Source organism: Rhabdobacter roseus (assembly GCF_014202275.1).
Classification (GTDB): Bacteria; Bacteroidota; Bacteroidia; order Cytophagales; family Spirosomataceae; genus Rhabdobacter; species Rhabdobacter roseus.
The window spans coordinates 997,918-1,014,578 of record NZ_JACHGF010000001.1; the positions used below are offsets into that span (position 1 = coordinate 997,918).

The 16,661-nt window shown below is 56.7% G+C and carries 11 protein-coding genes; 6 read left to right on the forward strand and 5 right to left on the reverse strand.

Annotated features, from left to right (window positions below; genetic code table 11):
• From HNQ92_RS04180 to HNQ92_RS04190, 3 genes are all read right to left on the reverse strand, one after another.
• Positions 1 to 1,131 carry an SGNH/GDSL hydrolase family protein gene (locus HNQ92_RS04180; protein WP_184171348.1) on the reverse strand — a complete coding sequence of 377 codons (1,131 nt, stop codon included), beginning with the start codon at positions 1,129 to 1,131 and terminating at the stop codon, positions 1 to 3.
• Between the two features lie 65 nt (positions 1,132 to 1,196).
• Positions 1,197 to 3,059, reverse strand: coding sequence for a carbamoyltransferase N-terminal domain-containing protein (locus tag HNQ92_RS04185; RefSeq protein ID WP_184171350.1), 1,863 nt, complete (start codon positions 3,057 to 3,059; stop codon positions 1,197 to 1,199).
• Positions 3,060 to 3,321: 262 nt separating this feature from the next.
• On the reverse strand, positions 3,322 to 6,174 hold the full coding sequence (locus HNQ92_RS04190) for an SdrD B-like domain-containing protein (RefSeq protein WP_221307364.1): 2,853 nt from the start codon (positions 6,172 to 6,174) through the stop codon (positions 3,322 to 3,324).
• A 195-nt stretch (positions 6,175 to 6,369) separates the two neighbouring features.
• Here HNQ92_RS04190 and HNQ92_RS04195 point away from each other — a divergent pair, with 195 nt between their 5' ends.
• A complete protein-coding gene (locus HNQ92_RS04195) occupies positions 6,370 to 7,461 on the forward strand; it encodes a GNAT family N-acetyltransferase (RefSeq protein WP_184171353.1) in 1,092 nt (363 codons plus the stop codon).
• A gap of 4 nt (positions 7,462 to 7,465) precedes the next feature.
• Here the strand turns inward: HNQ92_RS04195 and HNQ92_RS04200 are convergent, their stop codons facing one another.
• Both HNQ92_RS04200 and wecB read right to left on the reverse strand, forming a co-directional pair.
• Positions 7,466 to 8,107 (reverse strand): FkbM family methyltransferase, encoded by a 642-nt coding sequence (locus HNQ92_RS04200; RefSeq protein ID WP_343062944.1) that lies wholly within the window; start codon positions 8,105 to 8,107, stop codon positions 7,466 to 7,468.
• A gap of 51 nt (positions 8,108 to 8,158) precedes the next feature.
• Complete coding sequence (gene wecB / locus HNQ92_RS04205; protein ID WP_184171355.1) at positions 8,159 to 9,259, reverse strand: non-hydrolyzing UDP-N-acetylglucosamine 2-epimerase; 1,101 nt, start codon at positions 9,257 to 9,259, stop codon at positions 8,159 to 8,161.
• A 99-nt stretch (positions 9,260 to 9,358) separates the two neighbouring features.
• Here wecB and HNQ92_RS04210 point away from each other — a divergent pair, with 99 nt between their 5' ends.
• From HNQ92_RS04210 to HNQ92_RS04230, 5 genes are all read left to right on the forward strand, one after another.
• Positions 9,359 to 10,882, forward strand: a complete 1,524-nt coding sequence (locus tag HNQ92_RS04210) for a lipopolysaccharide biosynthesis protein (protein ID WP_184171357.1) — start codon at positions 9,359 to 9,361, stop codon at positions 10,880 to 10,882.
• Between the two features lie 99 nt (positions 10,883 to 10,981).
• On the forward strand, positions 10,982 to 11,596 hold the full coding sequence (locus HNQ92_RS04215; protein ID WP_184171359.1) for a class I SAM-dependent methyltransferase: 615 nt from the start codon (positions 10,982 to 10,984) through the stop codon (positions 11,594 to 11,596).
• Positions 11,597 to 11,599: 3 nt separating this feature from the next.
• Positions 11,600 to 12,496, forward strand: a complete 897-nt coding sequence (locus HNQ92_RS04220) for a glycosyltransferase (RefSeq protein ID WP_184171361.1) — start codon at positions 11,600 to 11,602, stop codon at positions 12,494 to 12,496.
• Between the two features lie 51 nt (positions 12,497 to 12,547).
• Positions 12,548 to 13,354 (forward strand): FkbM family methyltransferase, encoded by an 807-nt coding sequence (locus HNQ92_RS04225; protein ID WP_184171363.1) that lies wholly within the window; start codon positions 12,548 to 12,550, stop codon positions 13,352 to 13,354.
• 246 nt (positions 13,355 to 13,600) lie between these two features.
• Positions 13,601 to 16,648, forward strand: a complete 3,048-nt coding sequence (locus tag HNQ92_RS04230; RefSeq protein WP_184171365.1) for a SusC/RagA family TonB-linked outer membrane protein — start codon at positions 13,601 to 13,603, stop codon at positions 16,646 to 16,648.
• Positions 16,649 to 16,661: the final 13 nt, after the last annotated feature.

Sequence of the window (16,661 nt, forward strand, 5' to 3'; positions counted from 1 at the left end):
TCATTCCTTGCCGCGGCGCATGGCTTCGTATACCTTATCGGCCATCAAGGCATTGACCGCTACGCCAGCATGGCCGTCGTTCTTACCCACTACGCGCTCTTTCTCAGGTATCTTATTGATCCCGTCGGTCAGGGTAATCACCGTGACGCCCCGGGAGCGCAGGTACTCTTCTACGGGCTTGGTATAGTGGGCGCTTTTCTCTAATTGAAATAAAAAGGGTACAAATACGGCGTACATCTTGGCACCGGTGCTATCCCGATAGGCCAGCATCTGGGACATATCCCGTAAATGAGCGTTAAGTACCGTCGTATCGGTATAGGCTTTATTTACAAATTCCTCAAAGGTACTAAAAGACGCGTGAGGTAGTTGCCAGTAAATAAAGTTTGGTAAGTAAAAGCGCTTGACGAAGGTAGCCAGCGGGCCTTTCAGGTCGGCGTAGGGCTCCGCGCCGGAAAGGGACAGTCCGTGCTCGCGTCCTACTTTTTCTACGTCGTTGGGGAAGTACTGAAGCACGATGACATCCGGCTTGACGGGGTACTTTTTGAGCCGCTCGGCTTCGTCGCGGGTGTCGGAGCCCGACACGCCCAGGTTATAAACAACGTACTGATCGGTACCTAGTTTTTGTTCCAGCTGGTCCGAGAACCGCTCTTCCAGATTCTTGAGGCCGTGCCCGGCCGCAAACGAATCGCCGATCACCAGTACTTCGGTTTTAGCGGAGTCATTCTTGGATACCTCCTTGTCGCGGTAGCCCAGGCTGTTAACGGGCTTCCAGTATTTTGCCCACCAGATCTGCGATGCCTTGGAAAGTACCCCTTCGTGGCTCTGGGGAATGTACATGAAGACAATCTCCAGAAAAACAAGTACTAGGATCAGGGGCGTGAGCAACGTAACGGTATTGGCCAGGAGGCCTTTGGCTTTGCTTTTCACTACACCATAATAAAATATACGCAAGATCTCGATAAGCAGCAGCAGCCAGAAAACCGTCTTGGTCAGGCGGACGTGGAGGCTGTCGCTCTGTGGAGCACCAGGATACTCAAATACCAGCTGAAAACGATCGGGGTAAAACAGGAAGATAAACAATACGCCCAACAGAACTAGTCGAATCAGGCTGGTTACAATTTTAGAAGCCATTCAATCATAAAGAGGTATATGCTGTGTGTATTTCTGCTACCAGGCAGGTGAGAGGTGCATATTCATTAATCCAATACAAATTCTTCCTGCCAGTTGTCTTTCTCCTGCCACTCGGGCTGTTGACGTTTGTCAAAAATATAGTTGCCCACCACCAAGTAGTCCATTTCGGTACGCATGAAGCATCGGTAGGCGTCGTTGGGGGTAGAGACGATCGGTTCGCCGCGCACGTTGAAGCTGGTATTGACCACCACGCCGTAGCCCGTCAGGTCCTTGAAGGCGTTGATGAGCTCCCAGTAGCGCGGGTTGGTTTCCTTATGGACCGTCTGAATACGCGCCGAGTAGTCGATGTGCGTAATGGAAGGCAAATCCGAGCGCAGGAAGTACAGCTTTTCGCGCAGGTCCAGGGAGTCGTAGCCAGCGGGCAACGCTTTCCGGCGGCTTTCGGCAACGGGATGCACCAGCAACATGTAGGGCGAGATGCCACCGTAGTCGAAGTACTCGGCGCAATCCTCGGCCAGCACCGAGGGTGCAAAGGGTCGGAACGACTCCCGGTACTTGATCTTGAGGTTCAGTTTCTTTTGCATCTCCGAGTTTCGGGGGTCGCCCAGGATACTCCGTCCACCCAGGGCGCGCGGGCCAAATTCCATCCGCCCTTGTACCCAGCCCACCACATTTCCGGCGTCCAGCAGGCGGGCGGTGTCTTTACAAAGGTCCTTAAAATCGGCGTAGTAAGTATATACGGCCTGGTACTTCTTGGCTGTCAGCTCTACTTCCAGGTCCGAGAAGGTAGGCCCCAGGTAGGAGCCGTGCATGGCATCAGACTGCCACGTAATGGTACGCTCCTGCCCAAAGTAAATATGGTAAGCGGCTTGCGCGGCACCAAGCGCACCACCGGCATCACCCGCGGCGGGCTGTATGAATACTTCCTTAAAAATATTTTCTTTCTGGAGCTTGCCATTCGCTACGCAGTTGAGCGCTACCCCACCCGCCATGCACAGGTAGTCGGCACCCGTGAGGCGTTTGGCCTCTTTGGCCATGCGTACCACGGCTTCTTCCGTAACCCGCTGAATAGCCAGGCCCAGGTTACAATGTTCCTGCTCGAGGGTATCTTCCGGATTGCGCTTCTTAAAACCAAACAGAGCTTCCCATTTGTGCTCATTGACCATTTTCAGGCCCGTGGCGTAGTCGAAGTACTCCTGGTTGAGCCACACCGAACCGTCTTCCTTGAGCTCGATCAGTTCTTTGAGCATGATGTCCACGTAGCGATCTACGTCGGGTGAGGTAGGATTTCCGTAGGGAGCCAAGCCCATGAGCTTGTATTCGCCCGAGTTGACCCGAAACCCCAGAAAGTAGGTAAACGCCGAATACAACAGCCCCAGGGAGTGGGGGAAGCGGAGCTCTTTCAGAATCGAAATATTTTTGCCTTCACCCAAACAAATGGAAGCCGTAGCCCACTCACCCACGCCATCGATGGTCAGGATGGCGGCTTTCTCGTAAGCCGACGGGTAGTAAGCGCTGGCCGCGTGCGAGAGGTGATGCTCAGGAAAAAGCAGCTTAACGGGTTTTTTCTTATCGTAGCCCAGCTTCACTAACTCTTCGTTGATGAGCCGTTTCAGAAACATTTTTTCCTTGATCCAGACCGGCATGGCCGTAATAAACGAGCGGATTCCCTTTGGCGCAAAGGCGTAGTAGGTTTCCAGGAGGCGCTCAAACTTCAGGAGCGGTTTATCATAAAAAACAATGGCATCGAGCTGATTGAGCGATACGCCACCGTATTCGAGGCAAAATTTGACGGCGTTGGATGGAAAGCCCGGATCGTGTTTCTTGCGGGTAAATCGCTCCTCTTGGGCGGCCGCCACAATTTCTCCATTGTCGATCAGAGCCGCGGCGGAGTCGTGGTAAAAAGCAGAGATGCCTAGTATTTTCACTTATGCGAATAAATTAGTTTCAAAAATGAGGATATACACATTCAGTATTGAAGATCTGCATATTCAGCGACAAAACTAGGCATAAGAACGTTAACTTCAAATGTTCACTCGTTACCGAAAACTAACTAAAGTACAAAAAGGGGAAACCAACGCAGGAAGTACCTGATTGAAATACTTTCTGGCTAGGTACCCATTGCAAAGCCCCATTCCGTAGTTGCTCACTACCTGGAATGGGGCTTCGTGTATTATGGGAATGAGACGATTACCGGCTACGTACTTTTTTCATAACGACGGGTACACAAATCAGTTTTACGTCGCCGCAGCCGCAATCAACCCGGCTGACGCTTACTAGCTCGTCGCGCGTGCAACCCGTAACGCTGTCAAAGAGCCGGATGGTGTAGGCTTGCGAGCCTTGCTCGGGATTAGCTACGTCGGCCAGAATAAGGCCTCCTTCGGGGATAGCCTGTGCAGCATCATGGATCGGTTCGCTGAAAGTACCTCCCAACGCCAGGTTGTACTGCTCGTCGGGACCATAGCCCGTGAGCTGAATTTTACCGTCATTCAGGCTGGTACTGCCCAGGCACGTCGGTGCCGTGATCATAGCCGTCGCGCTGGGAGCCGCTTTTACCGTTACTTTCATGGTATCGCGGCAGGTTTCGCTCTGCGCAAGTACGAAGTAGTAGTGCCCGGCTTCGGTCAGTCCCTCAATCAGCCCTTCGTTGTTGATGGTAGCGGCGGCCGGGTTGGTCCCCAGGGCTGCCCAACTGGCACCCGGTGCGGCGGGAGCTAGCTGCACCGAGGTAATACCGGCGCATACCGTGGTGTCGGCACCGGCATCGACCCAGCAGGAAATAAAGCCAGCGTCCAGGTTGGGATTATTTTGTCCGGGTGCCCCCGTCTGGACCGCAATGTAGGGATAGCCGTTGAGGCTGGTGGGGAGCTCGGTGGCCAGCTGGGCGTCGGAGTCGTTCAGGTCAGCGTGATCCCCTTCGCCGGTGTTGGTGGTCGTTAGTTTGTAGTAAGCCCCGTTGAGGCTAAGTACCTGGCTGGCTTTGTCAAATTGCGAAGCCGCACCATTGGTACCAAACACTACGTAGTAAGCTTTGTTGTAAGAAAGTACCGGCGAGCTGAAAAGGTATTGTCCGTTGGCGTCGGTTTGCGTGAGGGCTTCCAGGCTCCCGGCCTGGTTGTAAAGCGCCACCATGACGCCCGCCAGTGGGCTCTCGTCGGGGTCCTGCACACCATCCTGATCCGTATCCAGCCACACGCGGTTTCCGATCTGGATCGGGGCCGCCTCGCAAAGTACTTCGATGCTCCCCAGGCCGTTGGCGTTGCCCAGGTACTGAGCCTGCACGGGATCACCGGGTACAATGGGGTTACTATCGTAAAGTTCGTAAGCTTTGGAGCGGCTTCCGTCCTGGTTGCTAAACCACGCTACCCCGCCCGACCAGGTCGTGAAAGGCTCAATGACCCCCGCCAGTACTTCGTTGCCGCCGGGTACTACGGCGAGCCCTCCCATGAAGGTTTCCTGTTGCAGCGGGTTGCCCGAGTTAATGTCGCGGTACTCTTCGGCGTAGTAAAATTCGCCACCGCCCGGCCCCTGGCCATTTCCTACGCCCCCGAGGCTGCTCAGGCTACCGGAGGTACCGTTGTTTTCCAGCGCGTAGGTACCATCGGCATAGTACTGGGCGCGGAGGATGTCGCCCCCCACGTAGCCGCTGTACCAACTGGTGGTGTCAGTGGCCATAATACCGCGCTGGTTGCGGCCGGTTTGGTGGCCGGTGCGGTCCATGAAACCCAGGATCAGCGAGCCGTCGGAATCAAAGGCAATGGACGAGAGAATGGGTTGCGGGCGGGAAATTCTATAAGTCGAAATACCGCTGCTAACGGAAAGGAGCGAAGTCGTAAAGGCACTCCAGTCGTCGGTCCAGGGCTCCCAGTATTCGCTCTGAAGTACCCCGGCGTGTACCCAGCCCTTGCGGTAATCCAAGGCAGTGCTGATGAGCGGGGTACTTGAAAACTGCGCCGTAGCCAGGTTGAATCGGTACACGTAGGCCCCCAGATTTTGGCGCGGCGTACCGAGTTCACTCGTCGTTGCATCACACACCAGCCCCACGTAGAGGGCGCCTTCGCGGTATTCCAGGGCCCAGGGACGTACTTCACCGCCTTCGCAGTTGGGAGAAGGTAGCGGGAATGACGCCACGTCGGCCGCCGTGAGCTGATTGCCCGGCTTGACCGGTGAGCCAATGGTAAGTTGTACCAGCGTTTTTTCGTATAAATTAATAAACCAAAGCGTTTTTTCGTCGGGCGAGATGGCCATGCCACCCAGCCCTACTTTGCCCACCAGCCCGAAAGCGGCCGAGTCTACACTGGGTACTTTATAATCCGGGTTCAGGTCCCGGGTGAGCAGCAAGGTACTGTCTTCGGGACTACTCAGGCGCACAAATTGGCTTAAATCTACGTAGGGCGTCACTACGGGTGCCCCGCCGGACAAATCCACCGTATATACTCCTCCCAACCCTAAGGGACCCAGGCTGCTGTGGCGCTTCAGAAAGGCCGCCTGAAAAAGTTTTTTGTGTTGCCGTTGGTAAGCACCGCCCCACACGGTACCTAGCTGCCCGGCTACCGCCAGCGGGCCGGGTACCATGCCCTGGCCCGTTGCGTTGGAGGGAAACCGGAAGAGCGTATTAAGTGAGGCGGCTCCGCTGCCACTGGCCGCGTCGCCTACCACGTAGCCGGGTGTCACCAGATCGGGCTGCTGAGTGTTGCAGTACATGAGCGGGTCGCTCAAGCCCAAATGAGCCGTCGTGGTGGGCGTCGTCACGAACTGCACCGAGGAAGCATTGCTGATGCCCTGCATGCCGGAGTAAGACGCAAAGGGTAGTTCGCTGAACTCCAGACGTACCTTCAGGCCACCAGCTACGGTAAAACTGTAAGCACCGGTACTATCCGTGGTCGTGGCCAGGGTGGAGCCGTCGGCCAGGTAGGCGGTCACCTTCACGGCTTTCACGCCCGGTTCGGCAGGGCTCGTGGTCTGGCGAAGGCCGTCCCCGTTCATATCACGAAAAACGGAGCCGCTCAGCTGCGCATTGGCTACCAGCGTAGTAGCCAGCACGAGCCCGGTTACTAACCCTGCTTTTGGGGATAAAGCACTCAGGAGGTGCCGTAGAGGCTTTTTTAGATATAGATTTGTCTTCATTGGCAACAGTAACGTTTGCTTTCGGTTACTTCGAAGCGAAGACCGTGCCAATTTTCTTTTTATGGACTTTAATTACACCCTAAGTACCTCCGTCAGTTACTTGGGTGGGTCATGGTACTTTCCCCGCCCGAAGGTAGCCTGAAGTCCGTTTTTTTAGGTATGTTTGGAGCCATGATGCTGAAGCACCAACCGCCCATCCACTCCCCCAGTACCTGGCAACGCGCTGGCTATGAGGTACACCTGTACACCCGAGCAGAAGTACCCAGGTACCTTTATTCGTTCACGCCTCTCCTGTACGCTACCTTACGGCACCTTCGTACGCAAGTTGTCGATACGCCTGTTTTTTTATTTTATTTGGTAGAAAAAGCCACGAGCAGGGTTGTTGGGTTAGTACACATAACCCAAGTAGGGCCCGCCGCTTACTCACCCGTGAGGGCCCCCATCGGTGGGTTGCAGGGTAGTTTGTACGTTCCGGACGAAGGATGGCGGTTTTTGTTGGATTGCGTGGAGGCATGGGCACGAAGCCAGCAGATGCAATCGCTCACGCTCACCACGGCTCCGGCGGCTTACGCGCCCGGCCTGTTCCAAAAGCTGGACCAAATCTACACGCAGCAAAACTACCAGGTTGTAGAAGAGTGCCTGAGCCACCATATCCCGGTTGCTACGCCCGGCGTGGCGACGCCCGGCGTAACGACGCCCGACCTGGTAGCACAGCTGGCTCCGGCGGAGCGGCGGCGACTGCGCAAATGCCGCCGCGCGGGCTTTAGGGCTCAGCTGTGGCAGCAGCCTGACGTGGCCGTGGTGTATGGTTTTATAGAAAACAGCCGCCGCGCCAAGGGGTACCCTTTTTCCATGTCCGAGGCGGACTTTCACAGGCTTCTGAACCAACTACCCCAGGAGGTACTTGTTTTTACCGTTCGGGATGGAAGTACCCTGGTTTCGTTGACGGTGGCCATTCGGGTCAGCCCTATGATTTTGTACAACTTCTGCCCGGCCGATCACCCCGACTACCGTACCTACAGCCCCACCGTGATGCTCACCGAGGCCCTGTATCGCTACGCCTGGCAGCACGGCATGACGCTGCTCGACCTGGGTACTTCCGCCGATCACCTGGGCGCACCGAAGCCCGGTTTGATACGCTTCAAAGAGCGCCTGGGCGGCGTCGCATCGAGCAAGAAAACGTACTGGAAGGAGCTGAGGTAGGTACCTAAATGTCCAAGCAGTTACCGTCTCGATAGAATACCGAGGTACATGAATTGATACTCACGATGGGTGTCATCCCGCGGAAATCCAGGCAGCGGAAGCCTTGCTGCTGCAGGTACTCCCGGGCGGGCTGGTAGATTTCCCGCTCCGAATTGTCCAGGATAAGTACCCCGTCGGGCGTGAGGTAGTTGATGGCGTAGCGCGCGCAGTCTACCCGCTGGCGGCCGTCGACCACTACTATATGGTACTTTTTCCCTTCCAGCGCCACCGCCTGCACGTAGGGGTTGCCCAGCGGCTTTTCGATCAGCCTGGCGTTTTGGGGTAGTTGGGGTGCTACGATCTTGATCCAGTCGGTATCGTGCTCTACGGCGGCAATGTGCTGCACCCGCTGGGCGTACCAACGCGTGGAGTTGCCGGAGCCGTATTCAAATACCTCGAAGTGAGCCTTGATTCGGGGCTCGATAAAGTACAAAAAAGGGTAGCTGTACCACGGAATGGGCTGTCCCTGCGCATCGACCGGGCGCTTGGTTTGGAAGCTCCGAAACCAGCCGTCGTCCCGCAGGCCGCTGGCCAGGTGCAGTTGTAGCGCCCCGCCCATTCCCAGCGCGTTGAGGAGCGCCCAAACTTGTTGTTTTACTTTTTTCACAAACTCTATTTTTCTAAAAAAATAAATAGGTACCTGTACTTTTTTGCCAAGCTACCCCAAATACAGCCCCGCCAGTACTTCCACGATGCGCCCGGCGGCCTGGCCGTCCCAGAGGGGAGGTACTTCGCCCTTTTTGGCGTTACCAGCCAGGATGGTGAGCAGGTGCTCGTGTACGGTGGTGGGGTCGAGGTCGCGCAGGAGGTAGTTGGTACCCAGCTCCACGGTCACGGGACGCTCGGTGGAGTCGCGGAAGGTGAGGCAGGGTACTTTGAGGTAGGTCGTTTCTTCCTGAATCCCGCCCGAGTCGGTGATGATGAGCGCGGCGTTTTCCATCAGGTGCAAAAACTCCAGGTACCCCTGCGGCTCCATCAGGTGCAGGTTGGGCAGGGCGTCCAGCTCCGTTTTTAAACCAAATTTCTCCAGATTGGAAAGCGTGCGCGGGTGAATCGGGAAAAGTACCTGCTTATGCGCCACGGTATTCTTCACGATCTGGACGATGCTCCGCAGCCCGGCTTCGTGGTCGACGTTGGCCGGGCGGTGCATGGTCATGAGCACGTAGGAGTGGGGCGCTACGCCGAGGGCGGGGAGCAGATTCAAAGACCGGGCTTTGGGTAGGTAGTACACCAGGGAGTCGATCATGACGTTGCCCACCAGGAACACTTTTTGGTCGGGCACAGATTCTCGCTTCAGGTTTTCCAGCCCGGCCGCTTCCGTCACGAAGAGGTAGTCCGAGAGGCTGTCGGTGAGGATGCGGTTGAGCTCCTCGGGCATCCGGCGGTCGCCGCTGCGCAAGCCGGCCTCCACGTGTAGCACCGGCAGGTGCTCCTTGGCGGCTACCAGCGCGCAGGCCAGCGTGGAGTTGACATCACCTACTACCAGCACGGCGTCGGGTTTCTCCGCGCTAAGTACCTGCTCAAACTCCAGCATGACGCGGGCCGTTTGCTGGGTGTGGCTGCCGCCGCCTACGCCCAGGAAGTAGTGGGGGCGGGGGAGCTCTAATTGCTCAAAAAAAACGTCCGACATGCGGGCGTCGTAGTGCTGGCCGGTATGGACAATCTTGGATTCGAAGCCGCCATGCTGGCCAAAAGCCCGGTGCAGCGGGGCTACTTTCATGAAATTGGGGCGAGCCCCCACGACGTTCAGGATTTTCACTATCAGAGGTACTTAGGTTGGGATACAACGCGCCAAAGTTAGGCTATTTTGCGCTTTTTGTCGTATTTCGCTGCTTTTATCACGTAGCCTGTTCCTCCCATGGGGATTATCATCCGCCAAGGATTAAAGAGTTCCGTCGTGACGTACGTGGGCGTACTGATCGGTATGTTCAACGTACTGATTCTCTACAACCGTTTCCTGAGCCAGGAGCAGCTGGGCCTTTACGCCTCCACGCTCCTGACGTTCCCCGTTATCTACATGTCGTTTGTGCTGCTGGGGGTACCTTCCACGGCGGTACGTTTTCACAGCCAGTTTCAGGGCGAGGCGGCGCGTCGGCAGCTTTTCAGCTTCATACTCATTGTGCCCTTTCTGGGGCTTTGTGCGTTCACGCTGCTGTACCTGCTCTTCAAGCCGTTCTACATCGACTTCTACGCGGAGCACTCGCCCATGCTGGTGCGCTACTACTACGTATTCATTCCGCTCACGGCGGGCATGGCGTACCTGCTGGCGCTGGAGGCCTACTCGCGCATTCACCTCCGTATCGTGGTCCCATCGCTGATCCGGGAAGTGGGCCTGCGGCTGGCCAACAGCGTTTTTGTGGTCCTGTTTGGGCTGGGGTACATCACGTTCGACACCATGGTGAGCCTGACGGTGCTGAGCTACGCGCTGGCCATCGCGGCTATTTTGGTGTACCTGCACTTCCAGGGCAACCTCTACCGCTCGCTCGACTTCGGCTTTATCCGGCATCCAGCCTTCAAGGAAATGTACCGCTACGGGCTGTGGGTACTTTTGGCCGGGGCCAGTGCGGCCCTGCTGCCGCACATCGAGAAAATCCTGCTGCCGGGCTTTGAGGGCGGCCTGGGCAACACCGCCATTTTCGACATCGCCTCGCGCATTGCGCTCGTGATCGCCATCCCGCGCAACAGCATCGTCATGATCAGCGCCCCCATCATTTCGGAAGCTTACCTCCGCAACGACCTGGCGCACATCGACACCATTTATAAGAAATCGTCCCTCAATCTCTTCATCATTGGCTCGTTTTTGCTGCTGGGGATTTGGGGCAATATCGACTCCATCTTTACGCTTATTCCCAAGTCCGACATCTACGCGCAGGGCAAATGGGTGGTGCTCATGATCGGGCTGGGGCGGGTCGTGGACATGATGACCGGCCTGAACTCCGAAATCCTGGTCAACTCGCGCTACTACCGCTACGACATCGTGTTTATGGTGTTCCTGACGGCCCTGCTCCTGGTGAGTAACCTGTCGCTGATCCCGGCCTTTGGCTTCAACGGGGCGGCGGCGGCGGCGCTGCTCTCCACGGTGGTCTACAACGCCTCCAAGCTGTTTTTTATCTGGTACAAAATGGGCATTCAGCCCTTTACGGGCGCTACGCTGAAGGTGGCGGTGCTCATAGCAGGTACCTACGCGCTGCTGTGGTTCATTCCGCACCCGGCCACGCCCACGCTGCTGGCCACCCTGCTGGACGTAGCGCTGCGGTCGGTGGTGGTGGTGGTTCTTTTTGGCGGCGGGGTACTGGCCTGGCGCGTGTCGGACGATATTTCGGCGGGTTTCCGGGCGGGTTGGTCCTTGGTGCGCAGTAGGGTACTTAAAAAAGTACCCTAAGTATCTCACCCGCTTGGTGTCGCCGTCGGCACCCTAACTTTTTGTATCTTTGGCAAAATAATAAACGAACGTCGGCCCGTCGGTCCGGCCTTTTTGAATATGATTTCTACCGAAAAACTCATTGCTGGTTTTCTTAAAAAACCCTACAGCCAGTTTCAGCTAAGTACCTATGACCCCACTCAGCCCGTGCGGCTGGTGATTGGCTCGGGCTACTCGTTTCTCAAAGGCTGGATCTTGACCGACATCGAAACGCTGAACATTCTTAAAAAAGAAGATTGGGCCGTTTATTTTCCCGAAAATACGGTGGATCGTATCCTGGCCGAGCACGTCTGGGAGCACTTCACCGAAGCCGAAGGAAAGCTGGCCTTTACCAACTGCCATACCTTCCTGAAGCCCGGCGGGGTACTTCGCGTGGCCGTGCCGGACGGTTTTCATCCTGACCCGGACTACATCAATAACGTAAAGCCCGGCGGCACCGGCGACGGCGCCGACGACCACAAGATCCTCTACAACTACCGGCTCATGGGGGCGTTTCTGGAAGAGATCGGCTTCAAGGTACACGCGCTGGAGTACTTCGACGAAAACGGACAATTTCATAAGGCTTCCTGGAGCCCCGAGGACGGCATGGTGCGGCGCTCGGCCGACCACGATCCGCGCAACCAGGACGGCCAGCTGCGGTATACCTCGCTGCTGATCGACGCCGAAAAACGCTAGCCCATGCCCGAGGTACTTGCGCCCGTCGTGCTGTTTTGTTATAACCGTCCCTGGCACCTACGGCAGACCGTCGAAGCCCTGGCGGCCAACGCGCTGGCGCCGGAGACGGAGCTCATTGTGTTTTCGGATGGGCCCAAAACCGAGGCCGAAGTACCCCTGGTGCAGGAGGTCCGGGGGTACCTGAGTACGGTGGAAGGTTTTAAAAGTACCCATGTCGTGGCGGCGGCGCAGAATCGCGGCCTGGCGGTCTCCGTGATTGCGGGCGTGAGTGAGGTACTTGCGCGCCACGAGCGGGTGGTGGTGCTGGAAGACGACATGCTCTGCACGCCCGACTTCCTAGATTTCATGAACGAAGCTTTAGGTACCTATAAAAATAGAGCGGATGTTTTTTCCGTAACGGGCTACGCACCGCCCTTGGCCCTGCCGCCCAAGTACCCCCACGATGTGTACCTGGTGCCGCGCACCAGTTCCTGGGGTTGGGGTACCTGGCGCAACCGCTGGCAGCAAGCCGACTGGCAAGTACTTGACTTTGAAAAACTACGGAAAAACAAAGCCGAGCGACGAAAACTCACCCGCGGTGGCGAAGACCTCTGGCCCATGCTCGTGAAGCAGCAGCGCGGCGTCATCGACTCGTGGTCGGTGCGCTGGACCTACAGCCAGGCGCGGCGCGGCGCGTACAGCCTGTACCCGGTGCGCTCCAAGATCCGGAACATCGGTACCGACGGCAGCGGTACTAACTTCACGTTCAGTACGTCGTATTACGGCGAGGAGCTGAGTGACCAGCAGGTACACTTCCCGCCCGAGCTACGTCCCGACCCGGCGGTGCAGGAGGTACTTGGGCGGTTTTATAAACTACCCTGGCCCGTAAAAATCAAGAACTGGCTGCGCTACCGAATTTGAAGGTACCGGCGCTGCGCCTTCTATCCTTACTAAAATTGCTATCTTCGCCCCATGTTTTGGCTACGCTACCTTCTCAAAGAACCCTACCGCACGCTCCGCACCGCCCGAGACCGCGAGTTTGTGCAGCTGCTGCGGCGCTACGGCGACCGCCCCCGCCACGAGCTCACGCAGGTGTCGTTTGGGAAATACACGCTCCAGGTACCTGACGTGATGTCGTTTTTGTTTCAGCATAAGGAAATCTTTGCCGACGAATTTTACCACTTCCAAACTACCGAAAGTACCCCCGTGATTCTGGACTGCGGGGCTAACGTGGGCATGAGCGTGCTGTACTTCAAGGAGCTGTACCCCGCGGCCCGCATCACGGCTTTTGAGGCCGAGCCCGCCATCGCCGACCTGCTCCGGGCCAACCTGCTCCGCAACGTCATCACCGACGTGGAGGTGGTAGACCGCGCCGTCTGGACCGACGACGAGGGCGTGTGGTTTGGGAGCGAGGCCGCCGATTCTTCCTCCATCTTTTCTACCGCCGAGCGCCGCCAGGTACCCTCCGTGCGGCTACGCAACTACCTCGTGGCCGAGGAGCGCATCGACTTCCTGAAAATAGACATCGAAGGGGCCGAGATCGAGGTACTTCAGGACTGCCACGACGTGCTGGGGCACGTTCAGAATCTCTTCGTGGAGTTTCATTCGTACGTTGACCACCCGCAGGGGCTGGCCGGCGTCATGAGGGTATTTGAAGAGAACGGCTTCCGGTACTACGTCGATACCAACCAGCACCGTCTGCGTCCGTTCACGAACCACCGCTACCGCGACAACGACGTGATGGATCTGCAACTGAACATCTTTGGGTACCGTCCTTGAAAAGTACCCCTCAGTGCCCAACTCCTTTTCAGCTCATCCAAAGTACCTTCCGGGGTACTTTAAGGTTCCCGATTTGCCTTGATGGCAAGGTACTTACGAAGTACTTTAGCCACTACGTAAGTAGGTGTCATTAGGACACATCTTTCTCTTTATCAAATTATTAAATTCTTTTACGAATTGGAAAAGTATTAATAAGTATTTTTTGCTTTGTAAAATAATTAAGACCCATTTAAATCAATTGACGCAATGAAACAACTTTCCTCTTTCTCTCCTCCGGCGGTGGCCTGGTACGTATGGTTGCTGGTGGTCTGCGGGCTTAGTGTCCCGCAGAGTTATGCCCAAACCGACGCGCTGGCTTCGGCCCGAGGTACTTTGGCCAGCCGGAGCACCAAGGCCGTCGACATCACGGTGACCGGGCGCGTGCTGGACGCCACCACCAACGAAGCCCTGGTGGGCTGTAACATTCTGGTAAAAGGTACCCAACGCGGTACCAACACCGACGCCGACGGGCGCTACTCCATTGCCGTGCCCGACGGCAACGCCGTGCTGGTGTTTGGCTTTATTGGCTACGAAAAACAGGAGATCGTGGTAGGTACCCAAACAACCCTCGACGTAATGCTGAAGTCCGAAGCCTCTGACCTGAGCCAGGTGGTGGTGATCGGGTACGGAAGTGCCTCCAAAAAAGACATGACCGGCGCGGTGAAGTCGCTGAAAAGTACCGAGTTCAACCAGGGGATTATCAACTCCCCCGAGCAGCTGCTACAAGGAAAAGTATCGGGCGTGAACGTAACCTCCGCCAGCGGTGAACCCGGCGGAGCGCAGGGCATCACGATCCGGGGGCCGGGCGGCGTCCGGACGGGAAGTACCCCGCTCTTTGTGGTAGACGGCATGGCGCTAGACAACTCAAGTACCGGCGGCGCTACCAATCCGCTCAACTTCCTCAACCCGCAGGACATCGAGTCCATCGACGTACTGAAAGACGCCTCGGCGACGGCCATCTACGGCTCACGTGGGGCCAACGGCGTGGTACTCATCACCACCCGCAAGGGCAAGGCGGGCGTCTCTACCATCAACTATTCGTCGAGCCTGGGTATCTCTACGCTGGCCCGCGCGCTGGACGTGTATTCGGCCGATGAGTACCGGCGGCAGGTACCTGCCGTGGGCGGCGTGCTGGAAGACCTGGGCGGAAATACCGACTGGCAGCGGGAAATTACCCGCACGGCCTATACCCACAACCACAACCTGTCGCTGGGTGGCGGAGCCGACAAGCTGACCTACTACGGCTCCTTTGGCCTGCAAAAGCAGCAGGGGATTTTGAAAAACAGCCAGATGAACCGCTACACGGGCCGGATCAACGTGAGCCAGAAGTTTCTGGAAGACCGCCTGAGCGTAGACGTAAACCTGAATGCTACCTACACCCAAAATGAGCGCCCGCCGATCGGGAGTATGCTGGGCGGTGCGATTTCGGCCAACCCTACCTACCCCGCCTACGACGCCAACGGCCGGCCTTTCCGCTACGCCAGCGGCATTAATCCACTCATTACGCTGGGGCTGGAGAAAGACGTGACGAACATCAACCGCGTGCTCGGAAACATTTCGCCTTCCTTCAAGATCATCGAGGGGCTGGTGTATAAGCTAAACTTCGGAATTGACAATTCCAGCTCGGTACGCGATCTACAGTCGCTGCCCAACGCCGAGCCGTTGCAGGAAGGCCGCCTGGAGACGATCTATACCTGGAATAGGAACAAGCTCATCGAAAACTACGTCACCTACACGCTTTCCCAAAACAGCCACAACCTGACGGCCCTGGCCGGGCATTCGTACCAGAAGATTTTTGTGCAGGGACGCAGCAACAGCATCAATAAATTCCCCATTTCCGACATTGAGCCCATCTACAATCCGGGGCTGGGCCAGGAGCTAACGCTTGCCCTCAACAGGCTGGGCGGCTACGCTTTTATCAACGAGCTGCAGTCGTTCTTCTCGCGGGTCAACTACCAGTTCAAAGACAAGTACCTGTTTACGGCCACCGTGCGGGCCGACGGCTCGTCCAAATTCGGGGCCAACAACAAGTACGGGGTTTTCCCGTCGTTCTCGGCGGGCTGGCGGCTTTCCGAAGAGGCCTTCATGAAGTCGTCGCCTTTCTACGACCTCAAACTACGCGCGGGTTGGGGACAAACGGGTAACCAGGAAATTCCGCCCAAAATCACGCAGGCGCTGTTTACCTCGCAGGTATCGGCCTCGACGAGCTACCCGCTGTACCCCACGGGGCCGTATCCGGCGGGTACTTCCTACTCGCGCCTGGCCAACCCTAATATCCAGTGGGAAATCTCGACCCAGACCGACCTCGGGCTCGACTTCGGGCTCTTCAACGGGGCGTTGTCAGGTACCTTGGATCTGTTCCGGAAGGTATCAAACGGCATTCTGCTGGAAGTTATCCCGGCCGATCCCGTACAGCCCGCGGGTACTTTCTGGACCAACGTGCAGGACATGAACATCATTAACCAGGGTGCCGAGCTGGAGCTGAACTATCGCTACACGGCCACCAATGGCTTGCGCTTCGACCTGGGAGGAAACATTACGTTCATCAAAAACCAGGTGACCAACTCACCGTACTCGGTGATTCCCTCGGGTTCGGCTTCGGGCTCGGGTCTTACCTCGGCTACCATCAATGGCTACATCAACAACCAGCCCATTGGTACTTTCTACCTGAAAGAATTCACCGGCTTCGACGAGCAAGGCATCAGTACCTTCCGGGATGTTGACGGCGACGGGATCATCACCGACAACGACCGCGTACCTGTGGGTAGCGCACTGCCCACGCGGATGTTCAATCTCAACGGAAGCGTGGCTTACAAGGGCTTCGACTTGCAGGCCAACTTCAACGGCGTAGCCGGTAACAAGCTCTACGACAATACGGCCAACGCCAATTTTTACAAGCTACGCTTAACTAAAGGCCTCAATACCACGCCCGAGGCCGTAGAGTACCCCAACGAATCCATCAACAACTCGGCACCGGTGTCGTCCAGGTACCTCAAAGACGGCGCTTTCTTTCGGCTCAATAACCTCTCGCTGGGCTACAATTTCAACACCAGGGCGCTGGGCATCAACCGTTGGGTATCAGCCGTACGCCTTTCGGCGACGGGCCAGAACCTGATCGTGTGGACCAAGTACGACGGCTACGATCCGGAAGTCAATACCGACCGCACCATCAACGGCATTTCTTCCTACGGGATCGACTACCTGAGCTACCCCAAGGCGCGCACCGTAGTACTGGGCCTGAACGTAACTTTCTAACATTTTTGTACTT